We start from the raw sequence: 17,075 nt of genomic DNA, 5'->3' as shown, positions 1-17,075 counted from the left end.
TTTCAATTCTGATACAAGTTTCAGGACATAAGGATAATGCATTACTGGATATATAGTTCAGTGATATCCGTTTGAATGTATTGAGTTTGTTTGTTTTTTTGATATGGAGGTAATTGAACTGCGTAGTGGCAATTTAATTGCACGCCCTCCACTTTTTCTAGTTTTCCAGCCGATATCTTCAACAACTTCAGTTAAGCGTCTTATTTATTCGGATATACCAATAATTGTCCGACAATAATTGATAATCACCCAAATGGAGTCTGCGTTACGGCAAACAGATGACGCGGAGCGTCATGAACTGCATGCCCACGCGGAGCGATGGGCACGATAGGTGGTGGGGTTGGGTTTTGTGTAAACGCACGCAGCCGCAATACCCCCAATTCTCGTTACCACGCTCCGCGTGGTAATGCCGTTCTGGACGCTCTGCGTCCTCTTCGGGCTACGCCTTCTGAGGTCAGGCTGAGGTCCGGACAGTGGGGTTGTAGTGTGAACGCACCCAGGCGCAATCCCCCCAATTCTCGTTACCACGCTCCGCGTGGTAATGCCGTTCCGGACGCTCTGCGTCCTCTGCGCATGCTTAGCGACTGAATCGCTCGGCCAGGCTGTGCAGGTACTGCGCCATTTCTTCCAGTTCGCCGCTGATCTGCGAGCCTTGCTGCGCCTGGCTGGCACTCTCGTCGCAGAGTTGCGCGATACGGGTAATCTGCTGGCTGATGTTTTCCGCAACGTGGCTCTGTTCTTCGGATGCCGAGGCCATTTGCTGGCTCATGCCTGTGATACGGGTCACCGACTGGCTGATGCCGTCCAGGGCCTTCTGCACGGCTTCGACGCTGGCGACGCTTTCCTGGGAGATCTGCTCGCCTTTGTTGGCGGTCTGCACCGCACGGTCGGCACCATCACGCAGCGAGGTGATGATTTGCTGAATCTGCTCGGTCGAGGACTGCGTACGGGAAGCCAGCGAGCGAACCTCATCGGCCACCACCGCAAAGCCACGCCCCTGCTCACCGGCACGGGCCGCTTCGATGGCCGCATTGAGCGCCAGCAGGTTGGTTTGTTGAGCGATGGAGGTGATCACGTCAACCACGCTGCCGATTGACTGCGTCGCGCTGGCCAGTTCACCCACTGCGTTGCCGATGTCGGTGACCGAGTTGGCCATGTGCCGAATCGCCAACAGGCTTTCATCGGCCAGACCACGCCCCTGCTGCGCCAGTTTGTCCGCTTCCTCGGCGGCGTGGGCGGTGTTCTGTACGTTGTGGGTCACTTCCTGAATGGTCGCCGCCATCTGATTGATGGCCGTAGCCGATTGATCCGCCTCACTGCGCTGCTGGTCCAGCGACTCGGCCTGACGCAACGACAGTTGCGCAGAACGCCCGGCATGCTGGCGTACGCTCTCGCCGGTATCGGCCAGGCGCGTCAGGGCAGTTTGCAGGCGGGCTTCTTCGCTGAGCATGGCCAGATCGAGTTGCGCCTGCGGGCCACGGTTGTCGCTGTAGGTCAGCGCAACCAAAGAACTGGTGAACGCTTTGGGGTGTTCTTCAAGGGTGTTGCGAATGCTGCGGCGCTGACGCATTTCCAGAAAACCGCCCAGCACCACCATTACAATCGGAATCATGATGATCGAAGGCAGATCGTCGAGCAGGTAGACGCCGACAGCGAGTGCCAGGGCGCAGAGGATCATCGGTAGCTGGCGAACCAAGTGATAGGCCGCCGAGCTGGTTGCCGACACCGCCGATTTGCCAGCACGCAGCCGTGCATACAATGCTTCTGCCCGACGAACCTGATCGCGGGTCGGCAACGAGCGTACGGACTCATAGCCGACGATTCGACCGTTTTCATACACCGCCGTCACGTAGGCGCTGACCCAGTAATAGTCACCCTGTTTGGAGCGATTCTTGACTACGCCCATCCACGGCTTGCCCTGCTTGATGGTTTCCCACATATGGGCGAACACCGAAGCCGGCATATCCGGGTGGCGCACAAGGTTATGCGGCTGGCCGACCAGTTCTTCGCGGGTAAAACCGCTCAACGCGACGAACGCATCGTTGCAGTAGGTAATGTGGCTATTGAGGTCGGTGGTGGAGATGAGGCGTTCAGATGCCGGAAAAGTCCGTTCAGTCTGCGTGATAGGCATGTTGACGCGCATTAATAATTCACTCCGTGATAATGCTTGATATGCCGGGCGTGTGCTGAAGGTGTAGCACAACCCTTCAGGGTGGCAACCGGCAGTCCTCGTGCACTGTTATCGCCCACAAAACGCAGGGCTTTAGCGACAGGCGGCAATTAGGTGGGGCGGGGAACAGCAGACGGGCATGATCGCCACGTAGGAGTTTGCGTCCTGACGAGGATGCCTGCACCATGCCGCCCCTGAACGCGACGCGACTCAAGGCACCTTTATGGCACGCAACACGACATCTGCTCTGGCGGCATTGATCCGCATATTTCGCAGGCTACTAAGCAGGGTTGCCGGTCAGACAGCGGATCAGCAACAACATGTGCAGCCCACCAAACCCGCAGCACACTCACCGCAACCGCAAAAGCCTGTCAAAACCAGCCGCGCCAAGCGCCCGGAAAAGCGTCGTGAACCGGCCACACCAAAGCTGCCGGCAAAGCCAGCAGCGCCAGCGTGTCCGCACTGTAAAAAAACCATGGTGATCAAGGTGGCCCGGACCGGCAAGAATGCCGGTGAGTTCTGGGGCTGCGTGGCGTATCCGAAATGCCGGGGCATCCGGCCGATCTTTCGTTAAACGCCAGACCGGCCACGCCTGCTCAAGGAAACAACGGGTTCAGCTGATGCCCGCCAACAGTTCCCGCGCCATGCGCCGATGCTCCTCGTCGGACTCGGCAATGACCTGTTGCAGAATTTCACGAGCCGACTCGAGATCGCCCTCCTCGATCAGCACCTGCGCCTGATTGATCTGGCTGAGCGGTGGCTCTTCAAGGTCCAGCAGGTCGAACTCTGCGTCGTCGCTCATGAAACTGTCGAGAAAGTCATCGCTCAGGTCGTCAGCGGCGGCAGGTGCCACCACTTCGATGGGCTCGATGACATCGGGCTCGGAGAAATCACTGAGGAACTGCTCATCCGAGAGCTCAAAGACTTCCGGCAGTTGAGTCAGGTCCGAAGAAAAACCAGGGTCGACGTCAGCGGGCGCTGGCGCAGCAGTCGCCGCTGCTGGCTTGATGCGCGGCGGCGGGCTGTCGAACGGATCGACCAGATCCCAGTCGGCATCCATCGACAGGTCATCAAGGTTCAACTGAAACTCGTCCTGCGGATTCAGCGCCGCTGCGGCGGTTTCGTCCAGCTGCGCCGCGGGTTCAGGCTCCAGGTCGGGCTGCAGATAGGCGGCAGATTCAGGCTCGGGCTCGGTTTTCTCGAAAGACAGCGTGGTAGCCGCGACCGCAGCGGCAGGGACGACCGCCGCCACAGGCGCAACTTCGGCGGCCTTGATTTGTGGAAAGCGGTCGCGGATGTCTTGAATGGTCTGCGGATCAACACCGTGCTCCAGCGCTGATTGCTCTTCCCGAACAAAACCGCTGCCGTCGCCCTGCTCCGCCAGCAATTCCAGCAAGCGGATGCGAATGTCATCACGCTCCGGCTGCTTTTCCAGGGCGCTGCGCAGAATGCCCATCGCCTCGGTAAAGCGCCCGTAGGCGATGTAAATGCTGACGCCGTCCAGCGCATCCGGCGTAGAGCCAGCCGAACGTTGCGCTGCCGGTGGTTTGGTCGCTGCCGGGGTTGGTGGTGGCTGCACCACGGGCTGTGGCGCAACGGCGGGCACTTCGAACACCGGAAGCATGGTCGCCTGAGCAGGTTTGATCAGTTGCTCATCCGGCGCAACAGCAGGTGCTGCGGACTGTTTGCGCTGCTGGCGTCGTCTCGAATAAGCAAACGCTACAAGCAGAAGCACAATCAACACGGCAGCAAGCAGTATCGGCAGGCTCAGGAATGAATCGGTGCCTGGCGTCGGGGCAGCGGCCGGTTGAGCAGGAGTAGCCGGAGTCATTGCAGGTGCGGCAGGCGTGGCAGGTCGGGCAGCGGATTGCGCAACGGCAAGATCACTGCGCAGCGCGGTGATTTGCTTGTCCTTGCCACTCATCTGCTCTTGCAATTCTTGAGTCTGGGCCTTGAGCGCCTCCAGCGATTGAGCCAGTTGCTGGTTTTCAATGGCTGCCGCCGACAGTTGCTCGGCGGTGCGCTGCAACTCGGCAGGCTTGGGTGACGACGCCTCCGGGCTGGCGGCAGGCGCAGCGGCACTTGGCAATACCGCGGAATCGGGCAGCAACAAATCCTGGCCAACTTTAAGCGCGGAACCGGCGCCCGCCGCGAATGCCTGCGGGTTGAGCAAACGAATGCCGTCTGCCAGCTGGCTTGCCGAAACCTTGTTACCCGGCCCTTGCAAACGGCTGGCAATGCCATTCAGGGTATCGCCATTGGCAACCGTGTAATGCTTGCCCTGCACGGCGGCCGGTGGCGCGACCGGCATGCGGCTTTCCTGCGCCGAGGCCGTCGAACGTTGCGTGTTGCGGCTGCGCGTGGCGGCCAGACCTTGCGGTGAGGTGGCAGGATCAAGCAACACCGTATATTCGTGCAGCAAATCGCCATTCGGCCGCGCCAACTGGACGAGAAAACTCAGGTAGGGTTCGGTGACCGGTTTAGTGGATACCACCCGGATCACGCCGCGATCGCCGCGCAGCACAGGGGTGAAGCGCAGGTCGTTGAGAAAGAACACCCGCTCTATGCCCGCCTTGGCAAAAGCCTCGGGCGACGCGAGCCTGGCAACAACGTCTTCGTTGCTCAGACCGCCGGTCTCCAACAACTGGATCTCGGCATTCAACGGTTGGTTGAGCGCCGAGTGCAAGGTGATTTCACCCAGCCCCAGCGCAGACGCCAGCGTAGAGCAGGCCAGCAATGACGCCGCTATGACGCTCTTGCAAAACACCCCGCGCGACCTGCGACCTGCACCTTCGACAGCAGCCAGTGAACTCTTCAGCATGCGAACCCTTATAGAAACCACAGCAGGCTTCTCACGTAATCAGTTGGACTTCAGTATCCGTTGCACGATTATGGTTGAGAACGCCCGGCTTCGTCTCAGGATCTTTCCAGATTGGCCAGAATCTGCGAGTGCACCCGCATGCTGACGCGCAAATCTTCCTCGCTCACGCCCTCGAACAGCTCGATACGCAGCACATTGGCGATGGTTTCAATCTTTTCAATCAGTGGCAAGGCAGTATCACTGAGCAGGATCTTTTTCGCGCGTCGATCCTCGACCACTGCCTGGCGCTGAACCAGGCCCTGCTTTTCAAGACTGTCGAGCAAACGCGCCAGGGTCGGCCCTTCGACGCCCACGCTTTGCGCAAGCTCGCGCTGGGTGGGCGGCTCGGTGAACCGGGCGAGGTGCAGCAGGACCAGCCAACGCGCCTGAGACAGGCCAAGATCGGCAAGCCGACGATCCAGTTCGGCGCGCCAGCCCCGGGTGAGATGTCCGAGTTGCATCCCGAAACGGTGTTCATCAGTCAATGGCATAAGGAAACTCATGATTCAAACTAATTATTAGCGAGCTAAGCATGGTCCTTATGTTCAGGCAAGCGCGGGACGGTGACGTTTCGTCGCACGCTGTTATACCTCAAATTCCGATTGCAACGCCGCTCGCACGCAATACAAAACGCCCTCCGGCACCCGCCCGGCAAACTGCTCGGCAATCGCCGACACCGGTGGTAGTTCTCCTTCGCCATCGAGAAAGGCATCCTGAACCTCGCCCAACAGGTCTTCCGGTAAGTCCAGTGCCTGCTCGATGGACAGCTGCTGCTTGCCGATGGCCTCGGCCAACAGGGTGTAGACATTCTTTTCCGAGCACTGCAACTGACCGGCAATCTGCGTAGGGGTCATGCCGGCACGCGCCAGGCTGATCAGCTCGTGGCGTACATCGGCCACCACCCGTGGTGCCTCGGCCTTGCCACTGAGCACTTCAAGAAAGGCCTCGCCGTAACGCTCCAGCTTGCGCGCGCCCACGCCGCCCACTCGGGCCATCTCGGCCATTGATCCGGGTTTGCTGCGCAGCATTTCCAGCAGGGTCGAGTCCGGGAAAATGACGTAAGGCGGCACGGCATGTTCCTCGGCCAGCTTGCGCCGCAAGGCACGCAAGGCCTCCCACTGCTCGCGCTCTTCGCCGCGCACCAGTTGGCTCGCCGGGCTGCCGGAACTGCTCTTTGAAGTGGTTTGTGGCTTGAGGTCGCGGCGCAGTTCCAGAGTAACTTCGCCACGCAGCAAAGGCCGGCACGTGTCGCTCAAGCGCAGGCCGCCATAGCCTTCAAGGTCGATGTCTGCCAGCCCGCGCGCCACCAGTTGGCGGAACAGCGAGCGCCACTCGGCCTCGGTGCGTGCCTTGCCGACCCCGAACACCGACAGATGCTGATGGCCGAAGCTTTCTACCTTGTCGTTGGATTTGCCCAGCAGCACATCGACCAGATGACCGACGCCATAACGCTGGCCGGTACGGTAGATGGCCGACAGCGCCTGACGCGCAGGTTCGGTGGCATCCCAGGTCTGCACGCCATCGACGCAATTGTCGCAATGCCCGCACGGGTTGGGCATGTCTTCGTCGAAATAGGCTAGCAGGGTCTGTCGACGGCAACGGGTTTCTTCGCACAGGGCGAGCATGGCGTCGAGCTTGTGCTGCTCCAGACGCTTATGGCGCTCGTCACCTTCGGAGTTCTGCAACATCTGCTTGAGCATCAGCACGTCTTGCAGACCGTAGGCCATCCAGGCATCGGCAGGCAGACCATCACGCCCGGCCCGGCCGGTTTCCTGATAGTAGGCCTCAAGCGATTTGGGCAGATCCATGTGCGCCACAAAACGCACGTTGGGTTTGTCGATGCCCATGCCGAACGCGATGGTCGCCACCATGATCAGCCCTTCCTCATTAAGGAAGCGTTTCTGGTTGGCAGCACGTGTTTCCGAGGGCAGCCCGGCGTGATACGGCAGCGCGGGATAGCCGTTTTCGCTCAGAAATACGGCCACTTCATCGACTTTCTTGCGCGACAGGCAGTAGACAATGCCAGCATCGCTGCGCCGTTCGGAGAGGAACGCCAGCAGCTGTTTGCGCGGCTGTTCCTTGGGCACGATGCGATAGAAAATGTTTGGCCGGTCGAAGCTGGACAGAAAGCGCTCGGCGTTCTGCAGGTGCAGGCGCGTGACGATTTCTTCACGGGTACGCTTGTCGGCGGTGGCAGTCAGCGCAATGCGCGGCACATCCGGAAACAGCTCGGCCAGTTGCCCCAATTGCAGGTACTCAGGGCGGAAATCATGACCCCATTGCGATACGCAGTGCGCTTCATCGATGGCAAACAGGGCAATTTGAAGGTTTTGCAGAAACGACAGCATGCGCGGCTGCACCAGGCGCTCCGGGGCGAGGTAAAGCATTTTGACTTCGCCCAGGCGAATGCGGTTGGCCAGCTCACGCTGTTGCTCGGCACTGAGGGTGGAATTGAGTGCAGCAGCGGACACACCCAGTTCATCCAGCGTGGCAACCTGATCGTCCATCAGCGCGATAAGCGGCGAGACGACCACACAGAGCCCCTCACGCAACAGCCCCGGCACCTGAAAACACAGGGACTTGCCACCACCGGTCGGCATCAGCACCAGTGCATCGCCACCGTTGGCTACACGCTCGATAATGGCACCCTGGCGACCACGAAAGCTGTCGTAACCGAAGATGTCTTTAAGTACGCGTTGTGCCTGCTCAAGCATAAAAACCCCGGAATATCCTGCTGCACTGCAAAACGGGGGAGTATACCCGAGCGCTCGGGAGCAATGGATGGCTCGGACATGAGCGGTCGAAATTAACCGCAATTGGCCTGCGCGCTGGCGCCAAGGACGCTCAGGGCCTAGAATCCAGCATCGTTTATTTTCAAGGTAGCGCTTCCATGTCCTTCGCTGAGCAATTAACCCGCCTGCAAGTCTTCCTCGATGCAGATGAACTGCACGAAGAAGCACTGGACTACGTGGCCGCTCATGGCTACCTGACCGCCCTGTCCATCTGTGCCGAAGACGTACCGGAGCGCGAGTGGATCGACGCGCTGTTCTCCGAGCCGCCGCAGTACAGCAGCGAGGCGCAACAGACAGAAGTCGAAGCCACGCTGATCGCACTCAAGGCACACATTGCCCGCCAGCTGGCGTCGGACGAAGAGTTCGAACTGCCATGTGATCTCGACCTGGGCGACGATCCGGATGATTCGGACCTGCGTGGCTGGTGCATCGGCTTCATGGAAGGCGTATTCCTGCGTGAAAACGCCTGGTTCGAAAGTGCCGAGGAAGAAGTCAGCGAAATGCTCCTGCCGATCATGGTCGGTTCGGGCCTGTTCGATGAGCAGCCGGAGTTCGCCGACATCGCTCAGGACGCCAACCTGATGGACGACATGATCGTGCAGATCCCCGAAGCACTGACCGCCCTGTACCTGCTCTGCCAGGCTCCGGACGAAAAGCCGGCGATCCTCAAGCCCCGCCACCACTGAGTCTGCGCCTATGGCGCAAGACCCACCGCGCACCAGCCGTCACCGCTCGGTGCGCTATCTGCTGATAGCGGTTGGCTGGTTGAGCGTGGTATCGGGTGTCATCGGGATATTCCTGCCGGTGCTGCCCACCACGCCCTTTCTGCTGCTGGCAGCTGCCTGCTTCGCGCGCAGCTCTCCACGTTTCTACCACTGGCTGGTCGAGCACCCGCGGCTTGGCCCATGGATTCGAGACTACCTTGAAGGCAACGGCATCCCGCTCAAGGGCAAGGTGTACGCAATCGGCCTGATTTGGCTGAGCATCAGCCTGTCGTGCTACCTGATCGCACAGCCTTGGGCACGAGCTTTCATGCTGACCAGCGCGGTGCTGGTGACCATTTACATCATCAGGCAGAAAACGCGCCCGCCTCGCAAATGATGCCCCGCTGCGCCCGTCAGTGCCGATGCAGACAGGCACGCGGTTCAGACGATCACTTCTTCTTGTCTTTGCCAAACGCCTTTTCCAGCGCCTCGTTGATCGTGCGTAACACCTTGACCCTCGCCCAGCGCTTGTCGTTGGCCTCGATCAGTGTCCACGGCGCAATTTCGGTGCTGGTGCGATCCACCATGTCGCCCACTGCCTGGCGGTAATCCGGCCATTTCTTGCGGTTGCGCCAGTCGTCTTCGGTGATCTTGTAACGCTTGAACGGGATCTTTTCGCGCTCTTGAAAACGTTCCAGCTGGGTCTGCTGATCGATGGCCAGCCAGAATTTGACCACCACAATGCCTGCGTCCGTGAGTTGCTCTTCGAAGTCATTGATTTCGGCGTAAGCGCGCTTCCAGTCGGACTCGCTGCAAAAGCCCTCGACCCGCTCGACCAACACCCGGCCGTACCACGAGCGGTCAAAAATAGTGAATTTGCCGCGCGCCGGTATCTGCCGCCAGAAACGCCACAAATACGGCTGAGCGCGTTCATCCTGAGTCGGTGCAGCAATCGGTACGATAGCGTACTGCCGCGGGTCGAGCGCCGCTGCAACACGACGTATCGCGCCGCCCTTGCCTGCCGCGTCGTTGCCTTCGAACACGGCCACCAGTGCATGGCTTTTCATGCGTTTGTCGCGCATGTTGCCGGACAGGCGAGCCTGCTCGGTGATGAGCTGCTGTTGGTAGTCGTCCTTGCTCAGGTGCAGGCTCAGGTCGAGGCTGTCCAGCAGGGTCAACTCATTGTCATGGATCGCCAACGGGCCAACGGTGAGCGCAGCGGGCTCGGGCTCTACCTTGTTCAGTGCAGCCTGCATGCCTTCCAGCAGCAGGCGGCCAACCGTCAGGCTGCGGTAGTTGGCGTCCACGCCTTCGATCACATGCCAGGGCGCATATTCGCGGCTGGTGCGGCGCAGCACCCGCTCACCGAAGCGCACGAACTTGTCGTAAGTCTTGGACTGCTGCCAGTCCAGCGGGCTGATGCGCCAGCTGTGCAGCGGATCATCCTTGAGGGTTTTGAGGCGCAGCTTCATCTGTTTTTTGGACAGGTGAAACCAGAATTTGAAGATCAGCGCGCCTTCGTCACAGAGCATCTTTTCCAATCGCTCGGCACCGCTGATGGCCTGATCGAGTACCGCGTCCTTGAAGCGCCCGTGAACCCGGTCCTGGAGCATCTGGCTGTACCAGTTGCCGAAGAAAATACCCATGCGGCCCTTGGCCGGCAATTGCCGCCAGTAACGCCAGGCGGGTGGATGGGCCAGCTCTTCGTCGGTCTGCTGATCGAAGGTGCGTACCTCGATCAGGCGCGGGTCCATCCATTCGCTGAGCAGTTTGACGGTCTCGCCCTTGCCTGCGCCCTCTATGCCGTTGATCAGCACGATGATCTGCCGACCGGCCTGCTCGTGCAGGTCTATCTGCGCTTCCAGCAAGGCTTCGCGCAACTCGGGCAAAGCAGCTTCGTAGGTCTCGTCGTCAATGGCATGACCGATTTCAGCGGATTCAAACATGCACAACTCCTGATTGGGGATGGCTCAGAGAACGCCCGGTGGACAACCCTCAGTGAGCATTCTGACCACCGATTGCAGGCATCGGTCAATCCGCGCAGCAGTGATCGCACTTTTATCCTCGCACACGGCTAAAATGCGCCCACTGCCACCGCTGAGCCTGACATGACCATTACCCGCCACGCCCGGATAGACTGGGACGAACAAGGCAACCCGCGTTCCCGCGATTTCTCCGATGTCTACTTTTCCACCGAGTCCGGTCTGGACGAAACGCGCCATGTGTTTCTGGTGCAGAACGACCTGCGTCGGCGTTTCAGCGAGCTGCCGGAGGACGGCAGGCTGATCATTGGTGAAACCGGATTCGGCACCGGGCTGAATTTCCTCTGTGCCTGGCAGTTGTTCGACGAGTGCGCGCCCGCCAATGCGCGCCTGCAGTTCGTCAGCGTCGAGAAATACCCGTTGAGCCGCGCCGACCTGCAACGCGCCCTGGCATTGTGGCCGGAGCTGTCGCCGTTCGCGGGTCAATTGCTCGATCAATATGTGGCTGTGCATGAAGGCTTTCAGCGTCTGGTATTCGATGACGGCCGCGTGACCCTGACCCTGCTGATTGGTGACGCGCTGCAGATGCTGCCGCAGCTGGACGGGCAGATTGATGCGTGGTTTCTCGACGGGTTTGCGCCAGCGAAAAACCCGGAAATGTGGACACCCGAACTGTTTGCCGAACTGGCGCGCCTGTCTGCACCGAGCGCCACGATAGGCACGTTTACCAGCACCGGCTGGGTGCGGCGCTCGCTGAACGCAGCAGGCTTCAAAATGAAGCGGGTGCCGGGCATCGGCCATAAATGGGAAGTGCTGCGCGGCGCGTTTATCGCCTGGCCTGAAGATGCTGCACCCTCTCCTGCCGCCAAACCCTGGTTCGCCCGCCCCGCTGCGATTGGCGGCGAGCGCAAAGCGCTGGTGATTGGCGCGGGGCTGGCCGGCTGCGCCACCGCACAGAGCCTGGCGCAGCGGGGTTGGCAGGTCAGCTTGCTGGAGCGTCATGCCGCACCGGCGCAGGAAGCCTCGGGCAATCCGCAGGGCGTGCTGTACCTGAAGTTATCGGCGCATGGCACAGCGCTTTCACAGTTGATCCTCAGTGGTTTTGGCCACACGCGAAGACTGCTTGAACGCTTGCAGCGCGGAGTCGACTGGGACGCTTGCGGAGTGCTGCAACTGACCTTCGACGACAAGGAGGCGCAACGCCAGAAACAACTGGCCGATGCCTTCCCCGAATCTCTCTTGCGCCTGCTCGACCAACCGGCGGCCGAGGCGCAAAGCGGCGTTGCGCTGAACAGTGGCGGGCTGTTTTACCCCGAAGGCGGCTGGGTTCATCCGCCTGCGCTGTGTCACGCACAGGCCGCGCACGCCAATATCCGTCTGATCGCTCATCAGCAGGCATTGGAGCTGAGACGCGTCGATGATCAGTGGCAGGTCTGGAGTGACGAACAGTTGATCGACAGTGCTCCGGTCGTCGTGCTGGCCGGGGCGGCGGATATCAAGCAGTTTTCGCAGAGCGCCGATTTACCGCTCAAACGCATCCGCGGGCAGATCACCCGTTTGCCGCAGACTCAGGCCAGCGCGGCATTGCGCAGTGTGGTGTGCGCCGAGGGTTATGTGGCTCCGGCGCGTCTGGGCGAACATACGCTGGGGGCCAGTTTCGACTTCAACAGTACTGATCTGACCCCCAACCTGGCCGATCATCTGGACAATCTGGGGCTGTTGCGGGAGATTTCAGAAGACCTCACTTCGCGCCTCGACACCGCCGATTTGTCGCCCGAGCAATTGCAGGGTCGCGCAGCCTTTCGCTGTACAAGCCCGGACTACCTGCCCATCGTCGGGCCGCTGGCCGACCGCGAAGCATTCCTTCAGGCCTATGCTGCCCTGGGCAAGGACGCGCGCCAAGTGCCCAACATCGCCTGCCCGTGGCTGGACGGCCTGTACGTCAACAGCGGCCACGGTTCGCGCGGGCTGATCACCGCGCCGCTGTGTGGCGAGCTGATCGCCGCCTGGCTCGACAACGAGCCCCTGCCCTTGCCGCGCAGCGTTGCCGAAGCCTGTCACCCCAACCGGTTTGCCCTGCGCGGGCTGATTCGTGGCGGCGGGAAGTAGCTTTATGATTGTCGTTCGGGAATGCTGGTCGCGACGCTCTGCGTAGCAAAGAGGACGCAGAGCGTCCTGAACGGCATGACGACGCGGAGCGTCGCACGATAGCTGATATCTGGTCGCGACGCGCTTGCGCTCAGGCGCTACTCTTTTAACTCAGTCAGAACCATTGAGCCGCTCATGCTGCAAGTGCGAAACGTATTCAAGCGCTACACCACGGCACAGGGACCGCTGGATGTCTTGCGTGGTGTCGATCTGCATCTGGCACAGGGCGAAAGCCTGGCGTTGATGGGTGAGTCCGGCAGTGGCAAGAGCACCTTGCTGCATTTGGTGGCGGGCCTGGATCAGGTCGACGATGGCAGCATCGAGGTTGCAGGCCAGCGTCTGGACCTGATGAACGAAAGCCAGCTGGCCAACTGGCGGCGTACCGAGATCGGTCTGGTGTTTCAGCAGTTCAACCTGATCGGCAGCCTGAAGATAGCCGACAACCTGGCGTTTCAGGCACGACTGGCCGGGCGCGTAGATGCAGCCTGGCAGGCGCATTTGATCGAGCGCCTGGGTCTGGCTGCACTGCTGGATCGCTATCCCGAACAACTCTCCGGCGGACAGCAGCAACGAGTGGCGATAGGCCGCGCCCTCGCCTCTCGACCCGGCCTGCTGCTGGCTGACGAACCCACCGGCAATCTCGACGAAGCCAGCAGCGACGAGGTGCTGCAACTGCTGCTGGATATTCTCGCCGACAGCCCCACCAGCCTGCTGATGGTCACCCACAGCCCGCGCGTCGCGCAGCGCCTGTCGCGTAAAGTGGTACTGCACATGGGGCGTCTGGCTGACGAAGGCGAACGCTGATGCGGGTTTTCTATTGGACGCTGCGCGCCCTGCTGAGCCATTGGCGCCGTCATCCGGTGCAGTTTTTCAGTGTGCTGACCGGCTTGTGGCTGGCCACCGCACTGCTGACCGGCGTTCAGGCGCTCAATAGTCAGGCACGGGAAAGCTACCAGCGGGCCAGCCAGTTGATTGGCGGCGAGCCGCAGACCCGTATCGCCGCCAGCAGCGGCGGGCTGTTCCCGCAGGCATTGTTTATCGAGTTGCGCCGCGAAGGCTGGCCCGTATCGCCCATGCTGCAAGGCCGTATCGTGCTTCAAGGGCGCGAAGACCGTCGCCTGCAACTGATGGGTATCGAGCCGGTGACCTTGCCGACCGGCTCGGCACTGGCCGGGCAGACGCTGAACGCCGAACAGGTCGTGGACTTCCTCACGCCGCCGGGCATGACCTGGATTGCGCCGCAGACCCTGCAAGCGCTGGGGCTCGAAGAAGGCCAGCAACCGTTGACCGAAACCGGTGTTCCGCTGCCCCCCTTGCACGCTAAACCCGATATGGCGCCCGGCGTTTTGCTGACTGACATAGGCTTTGCGCAACCGTTATTGGGCCAGCCGGGGCAATTGTCCGGAATGCTGCTGGCCAAGGATTTTGCCCGGCAGAACCCTGCGCTACCGGCAACCCTTAACGATCTGCTGGTGATCAAGAAAAGCGGCGAAGAAAACAATCTGGAGCGCCTTACCGAAAGCTTCCACCTGAATCTGAATGCGCTCGGGGGGCTGTCCTTCATCGTCGGCCTGTTCATTGTCCACGCGGCCATTGGCTTGGCCCTTGAACAGCGCCGTGGGCTGTTGCGTAACTTGCGTGCCTGTGGCGTCAGCGCACGCCTGTTGATAGCTGCGCTGGGCGTAGAGTTGGGCGCACTGGCTCTGTTGGGCGGTATTTTCGGCGTGGTCAGCGGCTACTTGCTGGCCAGCCTGTTATTGCCGGATGTCGCGGCCAGCCTGCGCGGCTTGTACGGCGCGGAGGTCGCCGGCCAGTTGAACCTCAGTCTGTGGTGGTGGCTGAGCGGTATCGGCCTGAGTCTGCTTGGCGCGTTGCTGGCCGGTGCCAATAGCCTGTTGCGGGCTGCGCGCTTGCCGTTGTTGGCACTGGCCGATGCCCAGGCATGGCAGCAAGCCCATGCACGCTGGTTGCAGCGCCAGGCGTGGGTGGCGGTGCTGGGCGCGTTGGTGGGCGTGAGCGCGCTGTTATTTGGCACCAGTCTGATGCTGGGGTTTGTGATGATGTCCGCCCTACTGCTCAGTGCCGCGCTGGCCCTGCCGGTTTTGCTGGACACCATGCTTGGCGGTCTGTTGACGCGCAGCCGCTCGGTGCTCGGGCAGTGGTTTCTGGCGGATTGCCGTCAACAGTTGCCCGCCCTGAGTCTGGCGCTGATGGCCCTGCTGCTGGCGATGGCCGCGAACATCGGCGCAGGCAGCATGACGTCGGGTTTTCGTCAGACGTTCAACAGTTGGCTGGAGCAACGCCTGACCGCCGAACTGTATGTCAGCCCGCAGAATCCGGAGCAGGCCGAGCCGCTGAACACCTGGCTGAACCAGCAACAGGATATCCGCGCCGTGCTGCCCAACTGGCAAGTGCCGGTGCAAGTCCAGGGCTGGCCAGCGGACCTGTTTGGCGTGATCGATCACGACACCTATCGCCAGCATTGGGCGTTGCTGGAATCCGTCGCCGGTGATCCGTGGAATCTGTTGCGCGATGAAGACACAGTCATGCTCAGCGAACAATTGGCCCGCCGCCTTCAACTGGGGCTGGAAGATACGCTGAGTATCCCGGTGCCCACTGGCAAGTGGACCCCGCGCATCGTCGGGATCTATGCCGACTATGGCAACCCCAAGGGCCATCTGCTGGTCAATGCCCGGCACCTGCTCGCCCACTGGCCGCAATCGATGCCGGTGCGTTTCAACCTGAGAGTCGATCAGGCGACAATCCCGTCGCTGGTCACCCGGCTGCAAGCGCGTTTCAAGCTGGACGACAATCACATCATCGATCAAAGCCAGCTCAAGGGCTGGTCGAGCCAGGTCTTTGAACGTACGTTTGCCGCCACTGCCGCACTCAACAGCCTGACACTGGGCGTGGCTGGCGTGGCGCTGTTCATCAGCCTGCTGACCCAAAGCCAGAGCCGCCTCGGGCAGCTCGCCCCGTTGTGGGCGCTGGGCGTCACGCGACGGCAACTGATGCTGCTCAACCTGGGGCAGACCTGGCTGCTGGCGGTCCTGACACTGGTGCTCGCGCTGCCACTGGGGCTGCTGCTGGCCTGGTGCCTGGATGCGGTGATCAACGTTCGCGCCTTTGGCTGGCGCCTGCCGCTGCAGGTGTTCCCGCTGCAACTGCTGCAATTGATGGCGCTGGCGATGCTGGCGACTTTGCTGGCCTCGGCCTGGCCGTTGCTGAGGCTGTACCGTAGCCGTCCAGCGGATCTAATCAGGACATTCGCCAATGAACAGTAAATGGGTGGTGCCGCTGGTCGTCGCGGTGCTGCTCACCGCCTGCGACGACAAACCGCAACCTGAAAGCGGTTTCGCCGGTCTGGGCAATACGGCCGACAGCTATGCGCAGGTGACACCCGGCAAGGTCTTTTCATTCCCGCAGGACCACGGCCAGCACCCCGGCTTTCGTATCGAGTGGTGGTACATCACCGCCACCCTCAAGGATGAAGCGGGCCAGCAGTTCGGCGTGCAGTGGACCTTGTTCCGCAATGCCCTGCGACCCGGCCAACAGACCGGCAGTGGCTGGAACGAAGGCACGATCTGGCTGGGCCATGCAGCAGCCACATCAAGCAGCGGCCATTACGTGGCAGAGCGTTACGCACGAGGTGGAGTCGGCCAGGCAAATGTGACGTCGGCGCCCTTCTCGGCGTGGATCGACGATTGGGCATTCACCAGCACTGCTCAAACCGGAGACCCGCTCGCATCGATGCAACTCAAGGCAAGCGGCAAGGATTTCCGCTACGACCTGCACCTGACCTCCAGTAAGCCGCTGGTGTTGCAGGGCGAACAAGGCTACAGCCAGAAATCGGAAGCGGGCCAGGCGTCGTACTACTACAGCCAGCCTTTCTTCGACGCCAAAGGCAGTGTGGTAATTGAAGGAAAAACCTATCAGGTCACCGGTAACGCCTGGCTGGATCGGGAGTGGAGCAGCCAGCCACTGACCGCCAACCAGAGCGGCTGGGACTGGTTCTCGCTGCAACTGGCAGGCGGCGACCGCTTGATGCTTTACCGCATCCGCCACAAGGACGGCACACCCTACCTGACCGGCAACTGGATCAGCGCCGATGGCACCACCCGGATGCTGCACGCCAACGAGATCAGCCTGGAGCCACTGAAAGAAACATTGATCGGCGAGCATAAAGTGCCCACCCGCTGGAGAGTCAGGGTCCCCGGCAAAGACCTGGACATCACCACCGATGCGCTGAACCTGGCCGCCTGGATGGGCGTGAGCATTCCCTACTGGGAGGGGCCGGTGAGGTTCAGCGGGAGTCAGGAAGGCGTGGGGTATCTGGAGATGACCGGGTATTGAGCGGATCCTGCTGGCAGTTGCGCTTTCAATTCGAAACACCAGCAGGCCCTGCGAGAACCGCCGACG

At 61.1% G+C, this 17,075-nt stretch carries 12 protein-coding genes and 1 pseudogene; 7 read left to right on the top strand and 6 right to left on the bottom strand.

The genetic code is table 11. The annotated features are described in order from the left end of the window. Positions 1-577 precede the first annotated feature (577 nt). Positions 578-1,612, bottom strand: a complete 1,035-nt coding sequence (locus RYB66_RS20200; RefSeq protein ID WP_407719288.1) for a methyl-accepting chemotaxis protein — start codon at positions 1,610-1,612, stop codon at positions 578-580. Positions 1,613-1,861: 249 nt separating this feature from the next. Then, positions 1,862-2,131, bottom strand: a pseudogene (locus RYB66_RS26705) (PAS domain-containing protein); the annotation flags it as partial. Between the two features lie 262 nt (positions 2,132-2,393). Here RYB66_RS26705 and RYB66_RS20195 point away from each other — a divergent pair. Continuing rightward, entirely contained in the window at positions 2,394-2,744 is a 351-nt protein-coding gene (locus RYB66_RS20195; RefSeq protein WP_005746237.1) for a topoisomerase DNA-binding C4 zinc finger domain-containing protein, read from the top strand. A 39-nt stretch (positions 2,745-2,783) separates the two neighbouring features. On the opposite strand, the gene RYB66_RS20190 is transcribed toward RYB66_RS20195, so the two are convergent. The 3 genes from RYB66_RS20190 to recQ form a co-directional block, all read right to left on the bottom strand. Beyond that, positions 2,784-4,991 carry a FimV/HubP family polar landmark protein gene (locus tag RYB66_RS20190; RefSeq protein WP_316895271.1) on the bottom strand — a complete coding sequence of 736 codons (2,208 nt, stop codon included), beginning with the start codon at positions 4,989-4,991 and terminating at the stop codon, positions 2,784-2,786. 95 nt (positions 4,992-5,086) lie between these two features. Continuing rightward, a complete protein-coding gene (locus RYB66_RS20185) occupies positions 5,087-5,521 on the bottom strand; it encodes a MarR family transcriptional regulator (protein WP_002552570.1) in 435 nt (144 codons plus the stop codon). Positions 5,522-5,614: 93 nt separating this feature from the next. Beyond that, positions 5,615-7,744 (bottom strand): DNA helicase RecQ, encoded by a 2,130-nt coding sequence (gene recQ / locus RYB66_RS20180; protein ID WP_005746239.1) that lies wholly within the window; start codon positions 7,742-7,744, stop codon positions 5,615-5,617. A gap of 176 nt (positions 7,745-7,920) precedes the next feature. Between recQ and RYB66_RS20175 the strand changes: the two genes are divergently transcribed. Beyond that, complete coding sequence (locus RYB66_RS20175; protein ID WP_002552569.1) at positions 7,921-8,508, top strand: YecA family protein; 588 nt, start codon at positions 7,921-7,923, stop codon at positions 8,506-8,508. Between the two features lie 10 nt (positions 8,509-8,518). Beyond that, positions 8,519-8,923, top strand: coding sequence for a YbaN family protein (locus RYB66_RS20170; protein WP_005746241.1), 405 nt, complete (start codon positions 8,519-8,521; stop codon positions 8,921-8,923). Positions 8,924-8,975: 52 nt separating this feature from the next. Here RYB66_RS20170 and pap read toward each other — a convergent pair whose 3' ends face one another. After that, positions 8,976-10,472, bottom strand: coding sequence for a polyphosphate:AMP phosphotransferase (gene pap / locus RYB66_RS20165; RefSeq protein WP_005779594.1), 1,497 nt, complete (start codon positions 10,470-10,472; stop codon positions 8,976-8,978). A 162-nt stretch (positions 10,473-10,634) separates the two neighbouring features. Here pap and mnmC point away from each other — a divergent pair, with 162 nt between their 5' ends. The 4 genes from mnmC to RYB66_RS20145 all read left to right on the top strand — a co-directional run bounded on the left by mnmC (position 10,635) and on the right by RYB66_RS20145 (position 17,009). Next, positions 10,635-12,617: a bifunctional tRNA (5-methylaminomethyl-2-thiouridine)(34)-methyltransferase MnmD/FAD-dependent 5-carboxymethylaminomethyl-2-thiouridine(34) oxidoreductase MnmC gene (mnmC, locus tag RYB66_RS20160; RefSeq protein WP_005746243.1), complete on the top strand. Its 1,983-nt coding sequence runs from the start codon at positions 10,635-10,637 to the stop codon at positions 12,615-12,617. Between the two features lie 174 nt (positions 12,618-12,791). After that, positions 12,792-13,460 (top strand): ABC transporter ATP-binding protein, encoded by a 669-nt coding sequence (locus tag RYB66_RS20155; protein ID WP_005746244.1) that lies wholly within the window; start codon positions 12,792-12,794, stop codon positions 13,458-13,460. Next, positions 13,460-15,940: an ABC transporter permease gene (locus RYB66_RS20150; RefSeq protein WP_316895267.1), complete on the top strand. Its 2,481-nt coding sequence runs from the start codon at positions 13,460-13,462 to the stop codon at positions 15,938-15,940. Before RYB66_RS20155 ends, RYB66_RS20150 begins: the two co-directional genes overlap by 1 nt. Continuing rightward, the gene (locus RYB66_RS20145) at positions 15,930-17,009 is read left to right on the top strand and encodes a lipocalin-like domain-containing protein (RefSeq protein WP_016980785.1); all 1,080 of its coding nucleotides are present in this window, start codon (positions 15,930-15,932) and stop codon (positions 17,007-17,009) included. The genes RYB66_RS20150 and RYB66_RS20145 overlap by 11 nt, the downstream gene beginning before the upstream one ends. Positions 17,010-17,075 lie beyond the last annotated feature (66 nt).

This window comes from Pseudomonas syringae group sp. 243L2, assembly GCF_032587875.1.
GTDB classification, from domain to species: Bacteria; Pseudomonadota; Gammaproteobacteria; order Pseudomonadales; family Pseudomonadaceae; genus Aquipseudomonas; species Aquipseudomonas amygdali.
This window is presented reverse-complemented; position numbering and strand designations above follow the sequence as displayed.

Excerpts from the sequence above, each read along its gene's own strand:
- RYB66_RS20200 (WP_407719288.1), bottom strand. The coding sequence starts at position 1,612 with ATGATTCCGATTGTAATGGTGGTGCTGGGCGGTTTTCTGGAAATGCGT.
- RYB66_RS20195 (WP_005746237.1), top strand. The coding sequence starts at position 2,394 with ATGGCACGCAACACGACATCTGCTCTGGCGGCATTGATCCGCATATTT.
- RYB66_RS20190 (WP_316895271.1), bottom strand. The coding sequence starts at position 4,991 with ATGCTGAAGAGTTCACTGGCTGCTGTCGAAGGTGCAGGTCGCAGGTCG.
- RYB66_RS20185 (WP_002552570.1), bottom strand. The coding sequence starts at position 5,521 with ATGCCATTGACTGATGAACACCGTTTCGGGATGCAACTCGGACATCTC.
- recQ (WP_005746239.1), bottom strand. The coding sequence starts at position 7,744 with ATGCTTGAGCAGGCACAACGCGTACTTAAAGACATCTTCGGTTACGAC.
- RYB66_RS20175 (WP_002552569.1), top strand. The coding sequence starts at position 7,921 with ATGTCCTTCGCTGAGCAATTAACCCGCCTGCAAGTCTTCCTCGATGCA.
- RYB66_RS20170 (WP_005746241.1), top strand. The coding sequence starts at position 8,519 with ATGGCGCAAGACCCACCGCGCACCAGCCGTCACCGCTCGGTGCGCTAT.
- pap (WP_005779594.1), bottom strand. The coding sequence starts at position 10,472 with ATGTTTGAATCCGCTGAAATCGGTCATGCCATTGACGACGAGACCTAC.
- mnmC (WP_005746243.1), top strand. The coding sequence starts at position 10,635 with ATGACCATTACCCGCCACGCCCGGATAGACTGGGACGAACAAGGCAAC.
- RYB66_RS20155 (WP_005746244.1), top strand. The coding sequence starts at position 12,792 with ATGCTGCAAGTGCGAAACGTATTCAAGCGCTACACCACGGCACAGGGA.
- RYB66_RS20150 (WP_316895267.1), top strand. The coding sequence starts at position 13,460 with ATGCGGGTTTTCTATTGGACGCTGCGCGCCCTGCTGAGCCATTGGCGC.
- RYB66_RS20145 (WP_016980785.1), top strand. The coding sequence starts at position 15,930 with ATGAACAGTAAATGGGTGGTGCCGCTGGTCGTCGCGGTGCTGCTCACC.